The sequence below is a fragment of the Marivivens aquimaris genome (genome assembly GCF_015220045.1).
In the GTDB taxonomy this organism is placed as follows: Bacteria; Pseudomonadota; Alphaproteobacteria; order Rhodobacterales; family Rhodobacteraceae; genus Marivivens; species Marivivens aquimaris.
On the sequence record NZ_JADBGB010000001.1, the window covers coordinates 1,151,441 to 1,167,634 of the forward strand.

Consider the following 16,194-nt stretch of genomic DNA (forward strand, 5'->3'; position numbering starts at 1 on the left):
GGGCTCAGGGGTAATTATCCTGATGGTCGGCGCCGCACTCGGTATCGCGGTGGCGGCCTATTACTATTTCGTTCCGCTGACCGGCGTGAACGGCACGATCGGTGCGGGGCTTGTCCTCTTTTCGACCGTGGCCATGCTGATCGCGGCGGCTCTGATGCCGCTGTTCAGTTCCAAGGCCATCTACATGACGCTGGGCATCCTGTGCCTGCTCGACGTGTTCCTGACCGCCCTCGCTGGGTATTTCCTCCACGAATGGCTCCTGATCGCCGCGATGGTTGTCGCGTTGGTCGGCGTGATCCGCGCGATTTCCCGTTTTTCCGTAATTCACCGCCATCAGGGAGCTCGCGTATGAATTTTCGCAGTACCTTATTCGTTTCATGCATTGCACTGACCGCCACCATGGGGCCTGCGTGGGCGCAGGAGGAAGCGCCTGCGGACGACCAGACCCAAGCCGAGCAACCCGCGGAGGATGCTGCACCTGCCGAAGAAGCGACGCCCGAAGCCGAACCTGCTGCGGAAGAAGCCGAGGAAGACGCCGGCCCGCAGATGTTCCGCGAGTATCAGCCGCCGCAGACGGACGATAACCTCGAAGGGATTGCCGACCCGCTGCTTGGCGCTGGGGGTCGCGAACGCACCGGCACTCCGATGCAGCCCGAAGAAGCTCGCTGGGACAGTTTCCACGGTCAGGTGAACGGGCAGAAATACGCGCCGCTCGACCAGATCCGTGTCGAGAACGTCGGCGATCTGGAAAAGGTTTGGGATTATCACACGGGCGATGTCTCTGACGGCTCGGGCGATCTGGCCGCGACCGTCTGGTCCGCCACGCCGATCTTTGCCAACGACACGCTGTACCTCGGCACCCCGTTCTACCGCGTGGTCGCGCTGGAGCCCGATACCGGCAAGGTGAAGTGGTCATTCAACACGGACTCCACGCTGGAGCCGCTCACCCAACCCGCGCTGAAGAACCGCGGCGTGTCTTATTGGGAGGCCGAAAATCCGGTCGAGGGCGAGGCTTGCCAGAAGATCATCTACCTCGGCACCATGGACGCGCAGCTCTTCGCGATCGACGCGGATACAGGCGAGAAATGCACCGACTTCGGTGAGGACGGCGTGCTGGACGTGAACCAATGGAATACGGTCAACGACCGCTTCCCGTTCTCGCTGCTGCAACCGCCGACCATTGCGGGCAACCACGTCATCATTGGCTGGGCCGGTAAGGACTGGGCCTATTCCGAAGCCCCTCCGGGTGCTGTATTCTCGGTCGATCCGCAGACGGGCGAATTGCAGTGGGCGTTCCAGACGATCCCTGACGAACTGCGCGAACAGACAGGCACCGCAAACGTCTGGACTGCCATGTCGGTCGATGAAGACCTCGGCCTTGTTTACATGCCGATCTCGTCGCCTTCGCCGAACTACTGGGGCGGCAACCGCGTGGATGAAGTGCCCTATGCCACCTCGACCACTGCTGTTGATCTGGAAACCGGCGAAGTCGTCTGGTCCCGCCAGTGGGTCCACCACGATATCTGGGACTACGATATCAACTCTGCCCCGACGCTGATGGATATCACCGTCGACGGTGAGGAGATCCCTGCCCTGATCCAAGCGACCAAGATGGGCTTCCTCTTCGTTGTGAACCGCGAAACGGGTGAAGACGTCTGGCCGATTGAGGAGCGCGCTGTTCCGGGCGGTGACGGTTCGGTGGACGGCGAATACTACGCGCCGACGCAGCCGTTCCCGACCAAGCCCGCGCCGCTGCTCGATCAAGCTGAAAAGCCCGAAGTCTGGCTGCCTGCCGATATCGTCGGTGCGGGTTCGTGTTCGCGCCTCTTCGATGACCTGTGGTACGAAGGCATGTATACCCCGCCGACCACCAAGGGCTCGGGCGTTCTGGCCTACCCCGACAGTTCGGGCGGCGTTCAATGGGGCGGCGTTGCGTTCGACCCCGAAACGCAGACGGCCGTGGTGAACACGTCGCACATCACGCAGTACATCCAGCTTTATGCGCGTCAGGAGTACGACAACCAGACCGGCGGTTCGGGCAACGAGAGCGGTTTCTACCCGCAAGAAGGTTCGCCCTACGGCATGTCGCTTTTCTCGGCCTTCAACTGGCTGGGAATGCCCTGCTGGAAGCCGCCGTTCGGTGAACTGGTCGCGCTCGATATGACCACGGGTGATGTGAAATGGCGCAAGCCGCTGGGGATGTCGCAGAAGTTCGGCTTCTACATGCCGGAAAGCATGGGCTCGCCCACCATTGGTGGTCCGGCTGTGACGGCTGGCGGGCTGATCTTCATCGGTGCCACGATGGACGCCAAGGCACGCGCCTTCGATCTGGAAACGGGGGAAGAGCTGTGGTCCGACCAGATGGAAGCGCCCATCGTCGCGAACCCCGCGATTTACGAATATAAAGGCCGTCAGTATGTTGCCTTTGTCGCGGGCGGCAACAGTATCATCAAGGATCAGGTAGGAGATCAGGTCGCTGTCTACGCCCTGCCTGAATAACGGATAACCAGACCGGGCAAAAAGCTCCGGCGGTAAGGGAACGCCCTCCGGCCCAGGTGGTTCGGGGGGCGTTTTCCTTTAGAGCGGCAGTGCGACGGTAGACTTGATCTCTTCCATCGACAGCAGCGCTGTTACGTTGTGGATGCGGACCTCGGAAATCAGGGCCTGATAGAACTCGTCATAGGCACGGGCGTTCTTCACGCGGACCTTGAGGATGTAGTCGATGTCCCCCGCAAGGCGGTGCGCTTCCTGCACTTCGGGACGAGCTTTCAGAGCGCCGAGGAACTTCTGCTGCCAGTCGGATTCATGCGCGCTGGTGCGGATCAGAACGAAGAAACATGCTTCAAAACCAAGCGCCTCCGCGTCGAGCAGCACGGTCTGCTGACCGATGATGCCAGCCTCGCGCATTTTGCGGATACGATTCCAGACGGGGGTCTTCGAAGAGCCGACATTTTTCGCAATATCGTCCAAGGATTGGCCGGCATCGCGCTGGAGTTCGCTGAGGATTTTCCGATCCATCTCGTCAATTCGCAACGCCATTCCTGTTTTCCCTCTGGTTTGGAACGAACGTGCCATATCGCGGCACGTCACGAACATAATTCCTTATTTGCCGCACGCAATAGGCAAAAACGGTACGTATGTCCTATATAAAGTCACAGAAACGGAGCCAGAGATATGCAGCACTTTCCGATCTTTCTGTCTGTCAAAGACCAGACCATCGTCCTCGTGGGCGGCGGTGAGGCTGCGCTTGCCAAACTCCGCCTGCTGACCAAGACCGAAGCCCGCATCGTGGTCTATGCCACTGACCCGCACGCCGATCTGGTCCGTCTGGCCGCGGAAGGCAAGATCAAGCTTTTGAACCGCGAGTTCGACTACGGCGACGCACGCGGTGCCCGTCTGGTCTATGCCGCGACCGAGGACGAACTGGTTGACGCGCGCATCGTTGCCATCGCCCACGACGATGGCGTTCTGGCGAATGTGGTCGACAACCTCGCGCTGTCGGATTTCATCACCCCCGCCATTGTAGACCGCGATCCCGTGGCCGTTGCCATCGGCACCGAAGGTGCTGCGCCTGTTCTGGCCCGCGCGATCAAGGCCGACCTTGAAGAGCGCCTGCCCTCGAACCTCGGTATGCTGGCGCGTATCGGCAAAGCCTTCCGCCACGCTGCCGACGTTCTGCCGATGGGCCGCAAGCGCCGCGATTTCTGGGCGGACTACTATTTCAACGAGGGCCCGCATGTGGCCGCTCGTGGTGAGGACGCTCTGAACGACACGCTCGGTGCGCTCCTCGACAAGCACATCATGTCCGGCGAAGAAGCCGGCCGCGTCGATCTGGTCGGCGCTGGTCCGGGTGATCCGGAGCTCCTGACGCTGAAGGCCCGCAAGGCGCTCGATAAGGCTGACGTCGTGATCTACGACCGCCTTGTTGCGCCCGAGATCCTCGAACTCGCCCGCCGCGAAGCGATCATGATCAACGCTGGCAAAGAAGGCTTCGGCGCTTCGACCGCGCAGGACGACATCAACGCGATGATCGTCGAGCACGCGCTGGACGGCCACCATGTCGTGCGCCTGAAAGCGGGTGATCCGACGGTCTTCGGTCGCCTCGACGAAGAGATCGAAGCAATCGAGGCTGCGGGCATCGCCTATTCCATCGTTCCGGGTATCACGGCAGCATCCGCTGCTGTCGCCCAGATCGGCCAGAGCCTGACCAAGCGCGAGCGCAACGCCTCGGTGCGTCTGCTCACCGGTCACGACATGAAGGGCTTTTGCGATCACGACTGGCGCACCCTCGCCCGCGATGGCGAAGTCGCTGCGATCTACATGGGCAAGCGCGCTGCGCGTTTTGTTCAGGGTCGCCTGCTGATGCACGGCGCATCGCCTGAAACGCCTGTGACCATCATCGAAAACGCCAGCCGCGCAGACAGCCGCGTCATTGCGACCACGCTGGGCGAGCTGGAACCGACCATGACCACGGCAGGCCTCAAAGGTCCGGCCATCACTTTCTACGGCCTTGCCCCGCGCCACGCGGCAGAGGCTATCCAATCCATTTCCCGTAAGGAGGCATCGCAATGAGCCGCCGGTTCACACCGAAAGTTGTCACCGCAAATCACCTGCTCGAAGGTGACGCCATCTGGCTGACCGCCGACGACCGCTGGACCCGCGATATGTGCGAGGCCGAGCTGATCGAGGACGAGGCCCACGCAGATATCCGTCTGCTGTTCGCCGCCTCGCAGCAGGACGTCGTTGTCGGCCCGTATTTGGCCGATGCCGTCGCCGGAGAAAACGGCCCCGAGCCGACCCATTTCCGTGAAGATTTCCGGACCAAAGGTCCGTCGAACTACGCCCACGGCAAGCAAGTGGAGCTGAGCTAATGTATAAGTACAACGACTTTGACGAAGCATTTGTCCGCACCCGCGTCGCCCAGTTCGGCGATCAGGTTCAGCGCCGCATCGACGGTGTTCTGACCGAGGACGAATTCCGCCCGCTGCGCCTGATGAACGGCCTGTACCTTCAGCTGCACGCCTACATGCTGCGCGTTGCGATCCCGTATGGCACGCTGAACGGCGCGCAGATGCGTCAGCTGGCCCACATTGCAGAGACCTACGACAAGGGCTACGGCCACTTCACCACCCGACAGAACATCCAGTATAACTGGCCGGTTCTGAAGGACGTGCCGCAGATCCTGTCGGACCTCGCGGACGTGGAAATGCACGCGCTGCAAACCTCGGGCAACACCATTCGTAACGTGACCGCCGACCACTTTGCCGGTGCTGCTGCGGACGAAATCGAAGACCCGCGCCCGACCGCAGAACTGCTGCGTCAGTGGTCCACCGACCACCCCGAATTCCAGTTCCTGCCGCGTAAGTTCAAGATCGCCGTTTCGGGCGCCGAACATGACCGCGCCGTGACCAAGGCCCACGACATCGGCATCCGCATCGTCAAGAACGCTGCGGGCGAGGTCGGCTATCAGGTGATCGTCGGCGGCGGCCTTGGCCGTACCCCGATGGTTGGCAAAGTCATCAAGGACTTCCTGCCGCGCGAAGACCTTCTGCCCTACACCGAAGCCGTTGTTTCGGTCTGGAACCTGCTGGGCCGCCGCGACAACAAGTACAAGGCGCGTATCAAGATCACCGTCCACGAAAACGGTCTTGAAGAAATCTCGCGTCTGGTCGAGGAACGCTTCGCCGCGATCCGTCCGACCTTCTCGGGCGTCGATCAGGAGCTGCTGGCGCAGATCTGGGAACACTTCACCCCGCCGGCCTACGACAACGCGCCGTTCGACGTGTTCGAAGCCCGTCTGGCGACTGATCCCGTGTTCCGTTCGTGGGCTGACACCAACCTGACCGCGCACAAGAACGACAGCTACGCGATCGTCACCGTTTCGCTGAAAAAGCACGGCGCAACGCCGGGTGATGCGAGCGCCGAGCAGATGCGCGTGCTGGCTGATCTGGCCGAGAAATACGCTCACGATGAGCTGCGTATCAGCCACGAACAGAACGTGATCCTGCCGCACGTCCACCGCGCTCACCTGCCCGCGATCTACGACGCGCTGAAGGCTGCTGATCTGGCGACCGCGAACATCGGTCTGATTTCGGACATCATCGCGTGCCCGGGCATGGACTATTGCGCGCTGGCAACCGCCCGCTCGATCCCGATCGCTCAGGAAATCGCCGAACGCTTCGACGAACTGAAGCTGGAGCACGAAGTCGGCCCGCTTAAGATCAAGATCTCGGGCTGCATCAACGCATGTGGTCACCACCACGTCGGCCACATCGGCATTCTGGGCCTCGACCGCGCTGGCGTCGAAAACTACCAGATCACCCTTGGCGGCGACGGCACCGACACCACCGTGATCGGCACCAAGACGGGTCCGGGCTTCTCTTACGAGGAAATCACCCCCGCCATCGAGCGTATCGTGATGGCTTACCTCGACCTGCGCCTGTCGGCCGAGGAAACCTTCCTCGAAGCGTATAACCGCGTCGGGATGGCTCCGTTCAAAGCCGCACTCTACGAGGAGGCCACAGCTCATGCCGCTCAGTGATCCGGTTCAAACACGGGTCGAGGCGCTGAACGCCCGCTACAAGCACCACGGCGCGACCGCGGTCTTGGAGCACGCGCTGAAGGACGCGGAGGTGGGTAAAACCGCTCTCGTGTCGTCCTTCGGGGCAGAGTCCGTCGTGCTGCTGCACCTCGTGTCTGTGATCGACCGCACCACGCCGGTCGTCTTCATCGACACCGAGATGCTGTTTGCCGAAACGCTGGCCTACCAGCAGGAACTGACCGAGCGCCTCCACCTGAGCAACGTGCAGATCATCCGCGCGTCGGAAGAAGCGAAGAAACTCGAAGACCCCGACGGCACACTGCATCAGTTCAACACCGATGCCTGCTGCGCCCTGCGCAAGACGATCCCGCTCCAGAACGCGCTGTCGAACTATGACGCGTGGATCACCGGACGGAAGCGTTACCAGTCGGGCACCCGCGCTGCGCTTGACTTCTTCGAGAACGAAGACGACATCCGCATCAAGATCAACCCGCTGGCTCACTGGAATAGCAGTGACCTTCAGGACTACATGGCCGAAAACCGGCTGCCCCGTCACCCGCTGGTGGCCAAGGGCTACCCGTCGATCGGCTGCGCACCGTGCACCACGCCCGTTGCCGAAGGCGAAGACCCCCGCGCTGGCCGCTGGCGGAATTCGCAAAAGGAAGAATGCGGCATTCACATCGTGGACGGCAAAGTTGTCCGCAACGGACAAGCGGCGTAAGGAGACAAAGATGACCGTACTCGTACAAGATACCGGCTTTGTTGCCGATGATTTCACCGCTGCCTTCGTCCCGCTGGCCGATGCGCAATCGGGTGACGCGATCCTGATCCCGTCGGACACCAATCCGGCGGACCTGCCCAAGGCACTGGACGCAAACGGCGTGGCTATTGCCTTCCCGTCGTTCTCCGATGGCCGCGGCTTCACCCTCGCGGCGCAACTGCGCCGTCTGGGCTATCAGGGCCGTTTGCGCGCTCAGGGACACGTCATCTGCGAACAATACGCAATGGCGCGCCGTTCCGGTTTCGACGAAGTTGAGATCAGCGACGACCTTGCAGCCCGCCAGCCCGAAGCCAACTGGCTCACCCGCGCGAACTGGGAACAGAACGACTACCAGGCCCGCGTCCGCGGCTGAACGTCCTCTTCCCCTGACACAGATCAAAGATTAGAGATGGGTCGGGCACTAGATTGCCCGGATGACACACATGACCGAACAGACACTCGTGAAAGAAGCACCCGCTAAACCGCACCTGCCCGACGCGCAGACCGTGACAGAGGTCAAACACTACACCGACCGCCTGTTCTCGTTCCGTTGCACGCGCCCCGAAACCATGCGTTTCCGCTCGGGCGAATTCGTCATGATCGGCCTGATGGGCGATCCCGATGAAAAGACCGGCAAGGTCAAACCGCTCCTGCGCGCCTACTCCATCGCGTCCCCGTCGTGGGACGAAGAGCTGGAGTTCTACTCGATCAAGGTACAAGACGGCCCGCTGACCTCGAAGCTCCAGCACATCCAGCCGGGCGACGAGATCATCATGCGCCCCAAGCCCGTTGGCACTCTCGTCCATGACGCGCTGATCCCCGGCAAGCGTATCTGGTTCTTCGCCACCGGTACCGGCTTTGCGCCCTTCGCCTCGCTGCTACGCGAGCCGCAGACCTACGAGGACTACGACGAGATCGTCATCACTCACACCTGCCGTGAAGTGGGCGAGCTGACCTATGGCCGCGACCTGATCGAAAGCCTGAAAACCGACGAGCTTCTGAACGACGTGATCGGCGAAGGCTTCTGGAAGAAGATCAAGTACTACCCGACCACCACCCGCGAAGAGAGCCCGAAGATGGGCCGCATCACCGACCTGATGCGTTCGGGCGAAGCATTCACCGACCTCGGTGTGCCGCAAATCAACCCCGAAACCGACCGCGCCATGGTCTGCGGCAACCTCGCTTTCAACCTTGAAATCAAGGAAATGCTCGAAGGCTACGGCCTCGAGGAAGGCGCGAACTCCAAGCCCGCGCAATACGTCGTCGAAAAAGCGTTCCTCGACTAAAAACACCAAAGGCAGAGAGCCACCGCCCCCTGCCTTTGTGCTTCAAATATCCTGGGGTGAATTGGCCGCACGGCCAAGAGGGGCAAAGCCCCTCCCGCCTTACCCCATCTCTTGCAAACGCTTGAGCAGCGACGACGTATCCCACCGCTTGCCGCCAAGCTTCTGCACATCCTTGTAGAACTGATCGACCAGCGCCGTGACCGGCAGGCTCGCGCCGTTCTCGTCCGCTGTCTTCAGGCAAATCCCCAGATCCTTGCGCATCCAGTCGACCGCGAAACCGTGGTCGTAATGATCGTCCAGCATGGTCTTGTGACGGTTCATCATCTGCCAGCTGCCCGCAGCGCCTTGGCTGATGACCTCGACCACCGCCTCGCCGTCGAGACCCGCTTTCTGGGCAAAGTGCAGCGACTCGGCCAGACCCTGTACCAGACCCGCAATGGCGATCTGGTTGCACATCTTGGTCAGCTGCCCCGCGCCACATTCACCCAGCAGACGGCAGATTTTCGCGTAGGCGTCGATGACCGGCTCGGCGCGATCGAACGCTTCCTTGTCACCGCCGCACATCACCGACAGCACGCCATTTTCAGCACCCGCCTGACCGCCCGAAATCGGCGCGTCGACAAAAGCGATGCCCTTTTCCGCGGCCACAGCGTAAAGCTCGCACGTCACAGCCGCCGACACCGTGGTGTGGTCGACAAAGACCGTGCCGCTCTCCATGCCAGCAAAGGCGCCATCTTCGCCCGTGCACACGCTGCGCAGGTCGTCATCGTTGCCGACGCAGGACATAACAAATTCGGCACCGGCCACCGCCTCGGCGGGCGTCTTGCCGAAGTTGCCACCGTGCTGTTTGACCCACTCTTCGGCCTTGGATGTCGTGCGATTATAGACCGTCACGTCGTGGCCCTTCGCCGCGAGGTGCCCTGCCATGGGGTAGCCCATAACCCCCAGTCCGAGGAACGCGATTTTTGCCATGTGCTTGCCCTTTCGCCAATTGCCACATATCGGGTTTAGGGGAAACCTAGAGCCCGCGCGCTCTGGCGTAAAGACACGAGCACTGCGGTAGGAATTCGAATGATCAAGCTGTTTCGCTGGATGTTCTGGTTGGCCTCGACACTTCTCGGTCTGGTGGTTTTTACAGCGGTGCTGGCCTACTACTTTGCCGCGCGGTCCCTGCCCGAATATGACGGTGAATTCACGGTGTCCGGCATTTCCGCGCCGGTCGAGATCGTCCGCGACAATTCCGACGTGCCGCACATCTTCGGCGCGAGTGATGCCGATAGTTTCTACGCCCTCGGGTTCGTGCACGCGCAGGATCGTTTCTGGCAGATGATCGTCGCACGCCGCACCGCGCAGGGCCGCCTGTCCGAGGTCTTCGGTCGCCGCACCCTGCCCGCTGACGTGCTGATGCGCCGCCTCGATATCTACAACCTGTCGGTCGCCAGCGTCGATGCGCTGGACGAGGACACGCTGACCCTGCTCGAAGCTTATAGTGCTGGCGTCAACGCATGGCTGGCCGAGGTCAACGACGGGGCACGCGGTCGCGGCGCGCCCGAAATGTGGCTCTTCAACCAGCCCGTCGCTCCGTGGCAGCCCGCCGACAGTATCGCGCTGATGAAGGTCTTCGCGCTCAAACAGTCCAGCCAGATCTACGACGAGGTGCTCCGCGCCAACGTCTCCAAACTGGTCGAGCCGGACCGCATCCGCGACATCCTGCCCGAAGACAGCACCAATAGCGGCGGCGACCCGAAGCGTTTCACCGAACTGGTGCAGGACATGCCTTCCCGCCTGCCCGGCATTCCGGCCGAGCCCGATCCGCTCTACCCTGTGCGCCCCGCAGGCCAGTCCGGCTCCGCCAACGCATGGGCCGCAGGACCGGAGCGTTCGACCACCGGCTCTACGCTCCTCGCCAACGACCTCCATACCGCGCTGACGGCCCCTGCCAACTGGTACCTCGCGCGACTGGAGCTTGAAAACGGCGGTGTCATCGGTGCCACCATCCCCGGCATTCCCGCCGTCCTTTCCGGCCGCAGCGCGGATATTGGCTGGGCGATTACGGCGTCTACCGCGGACGACCTCGACCTCTATCTTGAGGAAGTGAACCCCGAAAACTCCGGCCAGTATCGCGGCACGGACGGCTGGAAAAACTTCGAAACCCGCGACAGTATCGTGGTGATCGAGGACCAGCCTGCTGTCACCCTGAAACTGCTATGGACCGAAAACGGCCCGATCCTGCCGCCCGAGCAGTTCAACCTCGACACCATCCGCACGCCCGGTCACGTGGTTTCGGCCAACTGGACGGGCCTTTCGGATCAGGACACCACGCTCGAGGCCGCCATCGGTATCATGCGCGCCCGCAGCGTCGAAGGCGCCATCTCTGCCGCGCGTCCGCAAATCGCGCCCGCGCTGAACCTGATGATCGCCGACCGCAACAACATCGGCCTCAAGGTCATCGGCAAGCTCCCCAGCCGGTCGCGCAGCAGCGACAGCGAAGGCCGGATGCCGAGCTATGGCTACAAGCCCGAAAACCGTTGGGATGGCTTCCAGCCGTACAGCCGCAACTACTCGCTGCTCGATCCCGAAGAGGGCATCCTCGGCAACACCAACAACCGCACTACGGACCGCAGTTACCCGAACAACATGACGTCCGACTGGGGCGACGATCAGCGTATCCACCGCTGGGAACGCCTCATGAGTATGCGCGGCGTCCACACCCGCGAAAGCTTCATCGAAGCGCAGCTCGACACCGTCAGCTACTCTGCCCGCACGCTGCTGCCGCTGGTCGGCGCGAACCTGTGGTTCACGGGCGAGCCGGCCCCTGATGGCACCCCGCAGCGCCGCCGCCAGCAGGCGCTGGAACTCCTCGCCAACTGGAACGGCGAGATGAACGAACACCTGCCCGAGCCGCTGATCTACGCCGCATGGATGCGCGAACTGCAAGACCGCCTCATCCGCGACAACCTCGGCCCGCTGGCCGACAGCTTCACCCACATTGATCCCGTCTTCATCGAGCGCGTCTTCCGCGACGTCGACGGCGCCGGCGTCTGGTGTGACATCATCCAGTCCGAACCGCTGGAAACCTGCACCGACATCGCTCGCGCGGCGCTTGACGATGCGCTCATCTGGATCGCAGAGCACCAAGGAAACGCCGTCGAAGCGCTCCGCTGGGGTGACGCGCACCAAGCGGTCCACACCCACCCTGTGCTCGGCCAGTCGCCGATCCTGAAGTGGGTCGCCAATATCACGCAGTCCACCTCGGGCGGCGACAATACCCTGATGCGCGGCCTTACCCGCGGCATCGGCGCTCTGCCTTTCGAGAACGTGGAGGCGGCTACCTACCGCGGCGTCTACGACTTCGCAGACCCCGACAGCTCGGTTTTCGTGGTCTCGACCGGCCAGTCCGGCCACCCGCTCAGCCGCTACTATGACGATCAGGGCGAACGCTGGCGTCAGGGCGAGTACATTCCGATGTCGCTAGACCCGACACTCGCGCGCGCAGCAGCAACGGGCGTGACACACTTGGTGCCACGCCGCTGATTGCCTTTGTGCGATAAATATCCCGGGGGAGCGCGTTAGCGCGGGGGCAGCGCCCCCTGCCTGACCGATAGTTTCGCGATATCGGTGAAGATGTCGGCGATTGCCGGATCTACCTTTGCTGCCGAAAGCAAACTGCCGAGATCAACCATGATCTCGGCAGCGATGCCATTCGGTGATGTAGGGTCGGGTTTAAGCTCTATGTGCTGTATGAGCTCTGTCATGTGTTCGTTCGCTTGATGCACCATGTCAGGGTCGCCGAGCAGGCTCTCCAGCCGCTTGACGGCCTGTGCGAAGAGCTCAGCACTATCGGTCGGCAGCTTCGGTAGCACCGCTTCTGTCTGTCGATACTGTTCGAGCTTCGCTTCGAACGCTTTGATCTCAGCTTCAACCTCACTGATCCGCTCAAGGAGCGACTCAAAGTTCGCACCACTTTCGATCATCTTGAAGAGGTTCTTCCTGCCTTTCACGGCATCGGCAAGACGGCTTTCCAAGCGTTTCTTCGCAGCGCTTTGATCACTGCATGCGAGCGACTTGTACTCAGCCTTCAGTGCCGCATCGAAGGTTTCTGCGAGCTCGGGCGTCAGGAACTGCCCGCGCAGTCTGTTGAAGATGCGCGCCTCGATCGCGTCCTGGCGGATAGTCTTCTTGTTCGCGCACGCTCCCTTTCGCCCCTCGCGGCAGCCGAAGTGTGTCTGGCTCGATTTGACGTAGGGCGCTCCGCAGCATCCGCACTTCAGCAGGCCCGAGAGAAGGAATTTGCTGCGCCGTGCGCCGACGGGATTGCCCTTGCGTTTGACCTTGGCGGCCTGCGCAATGAGCTGCGCTTCGACGCGATCCCAAAGGTCCTGATCGACGATCCGCAGTGACGGGATCTCGACCTCATTGGCGCTGTCGGGCGTGGCCTGGATTTCCCGGCGGTTGGTCTCGGGATGATACCGCCGCGCGGTCTTCCCGATACTCGCGATGCCGATGTAGAGCCGGTTGCGCAGCATCCCTTCGAAGCGGGCGGGATTGCCGCGGAGCGTGCTGGTGTCCCACGTCGTCCCGCGCGGCGACGGGATGCCTTCCGCGTTGAGACGCCGGATGATGCTTTGCGTCGAGTGTCCTTCGGCAAACTCGCGAAAGATGCGCCGCACGATCTCGGCCTCATCGGGGTCGATCTCGCGGTTCAGGCCTTGTTCGTTGTCGAGGCTCCGGTACCCGTACGCGCTGGTGTGGAGCCGGAGCCGCGAGAGGCTCTGGATCATGCCGCGCCGCGTATGTTCACCGACGGACTTCGCATAGAGCTGCGCGCCAAGGCCGTGGATCAGCACAGTGATGAAGTTCTGCGGGCCTTCGTTGACGGAATGAAGCTCGACTTGCGAGAACTCCATCAATTCGAACTCGGACATCGCGTCTTTGATCCGGCGGGTGAGACGATCGACCGCTTCGACGACGACAACATCGACGAGGCGTGCGTTGACGGCGCGGCGCAGCGCCTGGAACCCCTCACGGCGCGTTGTGCGGCCGGACTTCTCGTAGTCGGTAAAGCGATGCGTCACCGTCCAGCCCTTGTTCTCCGAAAAGCTTTCGGCGTGGGCGATCTGGTCTTCGATCGAAGTCTGCTTTTGCAGACCCGAACTGTAGCGGGCGTAAATGGCGACGCGCTTGGTCATTTGACGGTCTCCTTCTTTGGGGCATTCGGGATGTTCGCCGCGGGCATCTTGGCCAGCTCGCGGACGACTGCGGCGGCAAGCAAGCGTGCGAGCCCGTGACTCGCCTGCGGGACGGCGACCTCGCGAACAGAGGCGTCGTTGGCGGCGGTAATGTTCATCGTGGGCACCAAGACGGGCTCCTTCATTGGTTGCTAATCAACAACTGAGTCCGTCTCCGCCGACGCGGAAATATTTTTTGAAATTATGTGAGAGCCGTCCTCAGCGGACGGTCGTCACGCCTTCCAGCAGCGTCTCGTCGAGGGTCGCGCCGCTGAGGACAGAGATGTCTCCGGTGGATTCCAGAACGACCGCGCGGACCTCGCTGATGTGCGAGACGTTCGCCTCGCGCAGCTTGGCGATGACGTCGTTGCGGGTCGTGCGGGTGCGCAGCATTGCGGCCTCCAGAAACACGCCATCGCGCATGAGGAGCGTCGGCGTGTTGTCGACGACGCCCTCGAAGTCATCGCGGCGCGCGCGGGTCCGCGAGACGAGGAACTGGATGCCGAGCAGCGCCGCGATAGCGAGCAAGGCCTGGCACAACGCACTCCATGTCGTCGCTTGCACGCAGCCCGCCAGAAGCGAGCCGATCGCGATAGTGGTCACGAAGTCGGTGGAGGTCATCTTGGAGAATGACCGCAAGCCGATGATCCGCACGCAGATCACCACCCAAGTTAAGGCGATCGCCGCCAGCACAGTGCCGCGGAGGAGAATATCGAGAGCGGTGATATCGGTGAACATGTTGGCCAATCGTCTGCTTTGAACAACGGTTCAGATAGTCCGCGCGTGCGGCTTGTGAATGGCGCGGGAGTTTGCTGCGACCTCCGTGAAGAGGCCGCAGCAGGCCGCGCTCAGGCGTCGTAGTCGCGCCCGGGATCGCACCGCAGCAGCAACTCTGCCGCGGCTTCAGTCTGCGCTTTGAGCAGAGCTTGCACTTCTGGGACTGAGTTGAGCTGTGCGCACAGCATGTACTCCCGCAACTCCGGATTATCGCCGAGGCGGCGCCCGAGGCGGACGTAACCGTCTTCGACGAAAGCCCATTTGAGATCGTTGTCGATCGCGATGATCGCGCGCGTCGTCAGCAGCGTCGAGCGTGCGCCGTCTGGCATCACTGCGTGAGCGGCAAAGGCGATGTCGCCGCGTCCCGCGTACAGCATCCAGTCTTCCAGCAGCGTGGCGTCCCGCAGATCGTCGTCGGTCGGCCGGGCATTCGCCCACTTCACAACGGTTTTGAGGAGCGCACGATGCTCCGGCAGGAGCTCAACACGGGTGCCAGCGGTGTCTTGTTCGTCTTTCATATCAGTCTTTCTGTTTGGAATTTTGGGAAGTCGGCGAGCTGCAAAATCCGTCCGCCTCATGTGGAAGGCGGACGGAAGCTGCAGCCCGACCCGGCTGGTTTGATCAGCGGCGACGTGCGCTATGTGCGGCGGCTCTTCGCGATGCAGCCAAGTGGCGCTCGAAGCTCTCGCGGTCTTGCGCGAGCGTGGTCTGGGCCTCCGCAAGCTGCGCGCCGAACTGGGGAGCGAGATGTCCGACCCAGTTGTCACCCGAGAACACCGGCGAGTCCGGATCGATCAGCACGTTGATGTGCGGACGGAAGAAGACAGGCTCGGACAGGCCGCTGGCAATGAGATGCTTGGGTTCGGAAACTACGATATCGCCCTCTTCCGCCTCGAACCGGTCCGAGTTGAGACCGAGACCGAGCACGACCCTGTTCATCGGGCCGTGGTTGGTCCTGATCCGGTCAAGGATCAGGGAGGGATGCTTTCTGAGCTCCGAGATTTTACCACAGTGGGAAAATTGAACGGGTAGTCGGAGAATATCGCCCGGAACCAGAGGCTCCTTGTAGACGAGATGAGCAGGAGTATTCGGGTGCATAGATGCCTCGTGTCGTTGTTGAAGAAACGACGCGCGGAACCTGACCACTGACCCACTTCACAGGGCTTCGGGGCGTGGTTTGATTGCGTGCGTCATCGACGCTGCACGCAAGCAAACCACGCCTGAGGCCCGACCTTCCCCAAGCACACGACAATCGCCGGATGGCGGCCGCTGCACACATGGGGAGTGCGCCGAGAGGGGAAGCACCCCTCTGGGCCCGCGGAGGGGCCGGGAGAGTTCAGAGAGGGCGGCGAGCGTCTCTCTGATCCGTCAGACAGACGCCAAGAGGGTCCGGGGAGACTGGCGAAGATCCCCCGGTCCGCCGGACGGGCGCCTTAGGGTGCAGGGAAAGTGGCGAACGATCTCTGCCCTGGGGGTTTGGGGGATGTGGAGCTTCCCCCAAGCGGCGCGCAGCGGCGCCGGGTCCGGGGCCACGCCCCGGCGAACGCGCAGTAGGAGCTATTGGACGAAGGACAATTGCGCCTAATGCCTAGTGAGTAAAAT

At 62.1% G+C, this 16,194-nt stretch carries 16 protein-coding genes; 9 read left to right on the top strand and 7 right to left on the bottom strand.

All coding sequences use genetic code 11. The features are described from left to right. Nucleotides 1-22: 22 nt before the first annotated feature. Together IF204_RS05740 and IF204_RS05745 are read left to right on the top strand one after the other, a co-directional pair. On the top strand, nucleotides 23-352 hold the full coding sequence (locus tag IF204_RS05740; RefSeq protein ID WP_194095363.1) for a hypothetical protein: 330 nt from the start codon (nucleotides 23-25) through the stop codon (nucleotides 350-352). Beyond that, on the top strand, nucleotides 349-2,499 hold the full coding sequence (locus IF204_RS05745; protein ID WP_194095365.1) for a pyrroloquinoline quinone-dependent dehydrogenase: 2,151 nt from the start codon (nucleotides 349-351) through the stop codon (nucleotides 2,497-2,499). Before IF204_RS05740 ends, IF204_RS05745 begins: the two co-directional genes overlap by 4 nt. Nucleotides 2,500-2,577: 78 nt before the next feature. On the opposite strand, the gene IF204_RS05750 is transcribed toward IF204_RS05745, so the two are convergent. Then, nucleotides 2,578-3,039, bottom strand: coding sequence for an Lrp/AsnC family transcriptional regulator (locus tag IF204_RS05750; protein ID WP_167638329.1), 462 nt, complete (start codon nucleotides 3,037-3,039; stop codon nucleotides 2,578-2,580). 135 nt (nucleotides 3,040-3,174) lie between these two features. Between IF204_RS05750 and cysG the strand changes: the two genes are divergently transcribed. The 6 genes from cysG (at nucleotide 3,175) to IF204_RS05780 (ending at nucleotide 8,587) form a co-directional block, all read left to right on the top strand. Next, entirely contained in the window at nucleotides 3,175-4,572 is a 1,398-nt protein-coding gene (gene cysG, locus IF204_RS05755; RefSeq protein ID WP_194095367.1) for a siroheme synthase CysG, read from the top strand. Then, nucleotides 4,569-4,871, top strand: coding sequence for a DUF2849 domain-containing protein (locus IF204_RS05760; RefSeq protein WP_167638327.1), 303 nt, complete (start codon nucleotides 4,569-4,571; stop codon nucleotides 4,869-4,871). Before cysG ends, IF204_RS05760 begins: the two co-directional genes overlap by 4 nt. Then, on the top strand, nucleotides 4,871-6,541 hold the full coding sequence (locus tag IF204_RS05765) for a nitrite/sulfite reductase (RefSeq protein ID WP_194095369.1): 1,671 nt from the start codon (nucleotides 4,871-4,873) through the stop codon (nucleotides 6,539-6,541). Before IF204_RS05760 ends, IF204_RS05765 begins: the two co-directional genes overlap by 1 nt. Next, nucleotides 6,528-7,262 (top strand): phosphoadenylyl-sulfate reductase, encoded by a 735-nt coding sequence (locus IF204_RS05770; protein WP_194095371.1) that lies wholly within the window; start codon nucleotides 6,528-6,530, stop codon nucleotides 7,260-7,262. Before IF204_RS05765 ends, IF204_RS05770 begins: the two co-directional genes overlap by 14 nt. Before the next feature lie 10 nt (nucleotides 7,263-7,272). Beyond that, complete coding sequence (locus tag IF204_RS05775; protein ID WP_194095373.1) at nucleotides 7,273-7,674, top strand: DUF934 domain-containing protein; 402 nt, start codon at nucleotides 7,273-7,275, stop codon at nucleotides 7,672-7,674. Nucleotides 7,675-7,735: 61 nt separating this feature from the next. After that, complete coding sequence (locus IF204_RS05780; RefSeq protein WP_194095375.1) at nucleotides 7,736-8,587, top strand: ferredoxin--NADP reductase; 852 nt, start codon at nucleotides 7,736-7,738, stop codon at nucleotides 8,585-8,587. A gap of 99 nt (nucleotides 8,588-8,686) precedes the next feature. Here the strand turns inward: IF204_RS05780 and IF204_RS05785 are convergent, their stop codons facing one another. Next, the gene (locus IF204_RS05785) at nucleotides 8,687-9,559 is read right to left on the bottom strand and encodes an NAD(P)-dependent oxidoreductase (RefSeq protein ID WP_194095377.1); all 873 of its coding nucleotides are present in this window, start codon (nucleotides 9,557-9,559) and stop codon (nucleotides 8,687-8,689) included. A 99-nt stretch (nucleotides 9,560-9,658) separates the two neighbouring features. Here IF204_RS05785 and IF204_RS05790 point away from each other — a divergent pair, with 99 nt between their 5' ends. Continuing rightward, the gene (locus IF204_RS05790; RefSeq protein ID WP_194095379.1) at nucleotides 9,659-12,121 is read left to right on the top strand and encodes a penicillin acylase family protein; all 2,463 of its coding nucleotides are present in this window, start codon (nucleotides 9,659-9,661) and stop codon (nucleotides 12,119-12,121) included. Nucleotides 12,122-12,156: 35 nt separating this feature from the next. Here IF204_RS05790 and IF204_RS05795 read toward each other — a convergent pair whose 3' ends face one another. The 5 genes from IF204_RS05795 to IF204_RS05815 all read right to left on the bottom strand — a co-directional run bounded on the left by IF204_RS05795 (nucleotide 12,157) and on the right by IF204_RS05815 (nucleotide 15,531). Continuing rightward, on the bottom strand, nucleotides 12,157-13,776 hold the full coding sequence (locus IF204_RS05795; protein ID WP_194095381.1) for a recombinase family protein: 1,620 nt from the start codon (nucleotides 13,774-13,776) through the stop codon (nucleotides 12,157-12,159). Beyond that, on the bottom strand, nucleotides 13,773-13,943 hold the full coding sequence (locus IF204_RS05800; RefSeq protein ID WP_194095383.1) for a hypothetical protein: 171 nt from the start codon (nucleotides 13,941-13,943) through the stop codon (nucleotides 13,773-13,775). The genes IF204_RS05795 and IF204_RS05800 overlap by 4 nt, the downstream gene beginning before the upstream one ends. 91 nt (nucleotides 13,944-14,034) lie before the next feature. Then, nucleotides 14,035-14,553 carry a DUF421 domain-containing protein gene (locus IF204_RS05805; RefSeq protein ID WP_194095384.1) on the bottom strand — a complete coding sequence of 173 codons (519 nt, stop codon included), beginning with the start codon at nucleotides 14,551-14,553 and terminating at the stop codon, nucleotides 14,035-14,037. Between the two features lie 110 nt (nucleotides 14,554-14,663). Next, the gene (locus IF204_RS05810) at nucleotides 14,664-15,110 is read right to left on the bottom strand and encodes a hypothetical protein (RefSeq protein WP_194095385.1); all 447 of its coding nucleotides are present in this window, start codon (nucleotides 15,108-15,110) and stop codon (nucleotides 14,664-14,666) included. 103 nt (nucleotides 15,111-15,213) lie between these two features. Beyond that, nucleotides 15,214-15,531: a hypothetical protein gene (locus IF204_RS05815; RefSeq protein ID WP_194095386.1), complete on the bottom strand. Its 318-nt coding sequence runs from the start codon at nucleotides 15,529-15,531 to the stop codon at nucleotides 15,214-15,216. Nucleotides 15,532-16,194: the final 663 nt, after the last annotated feature.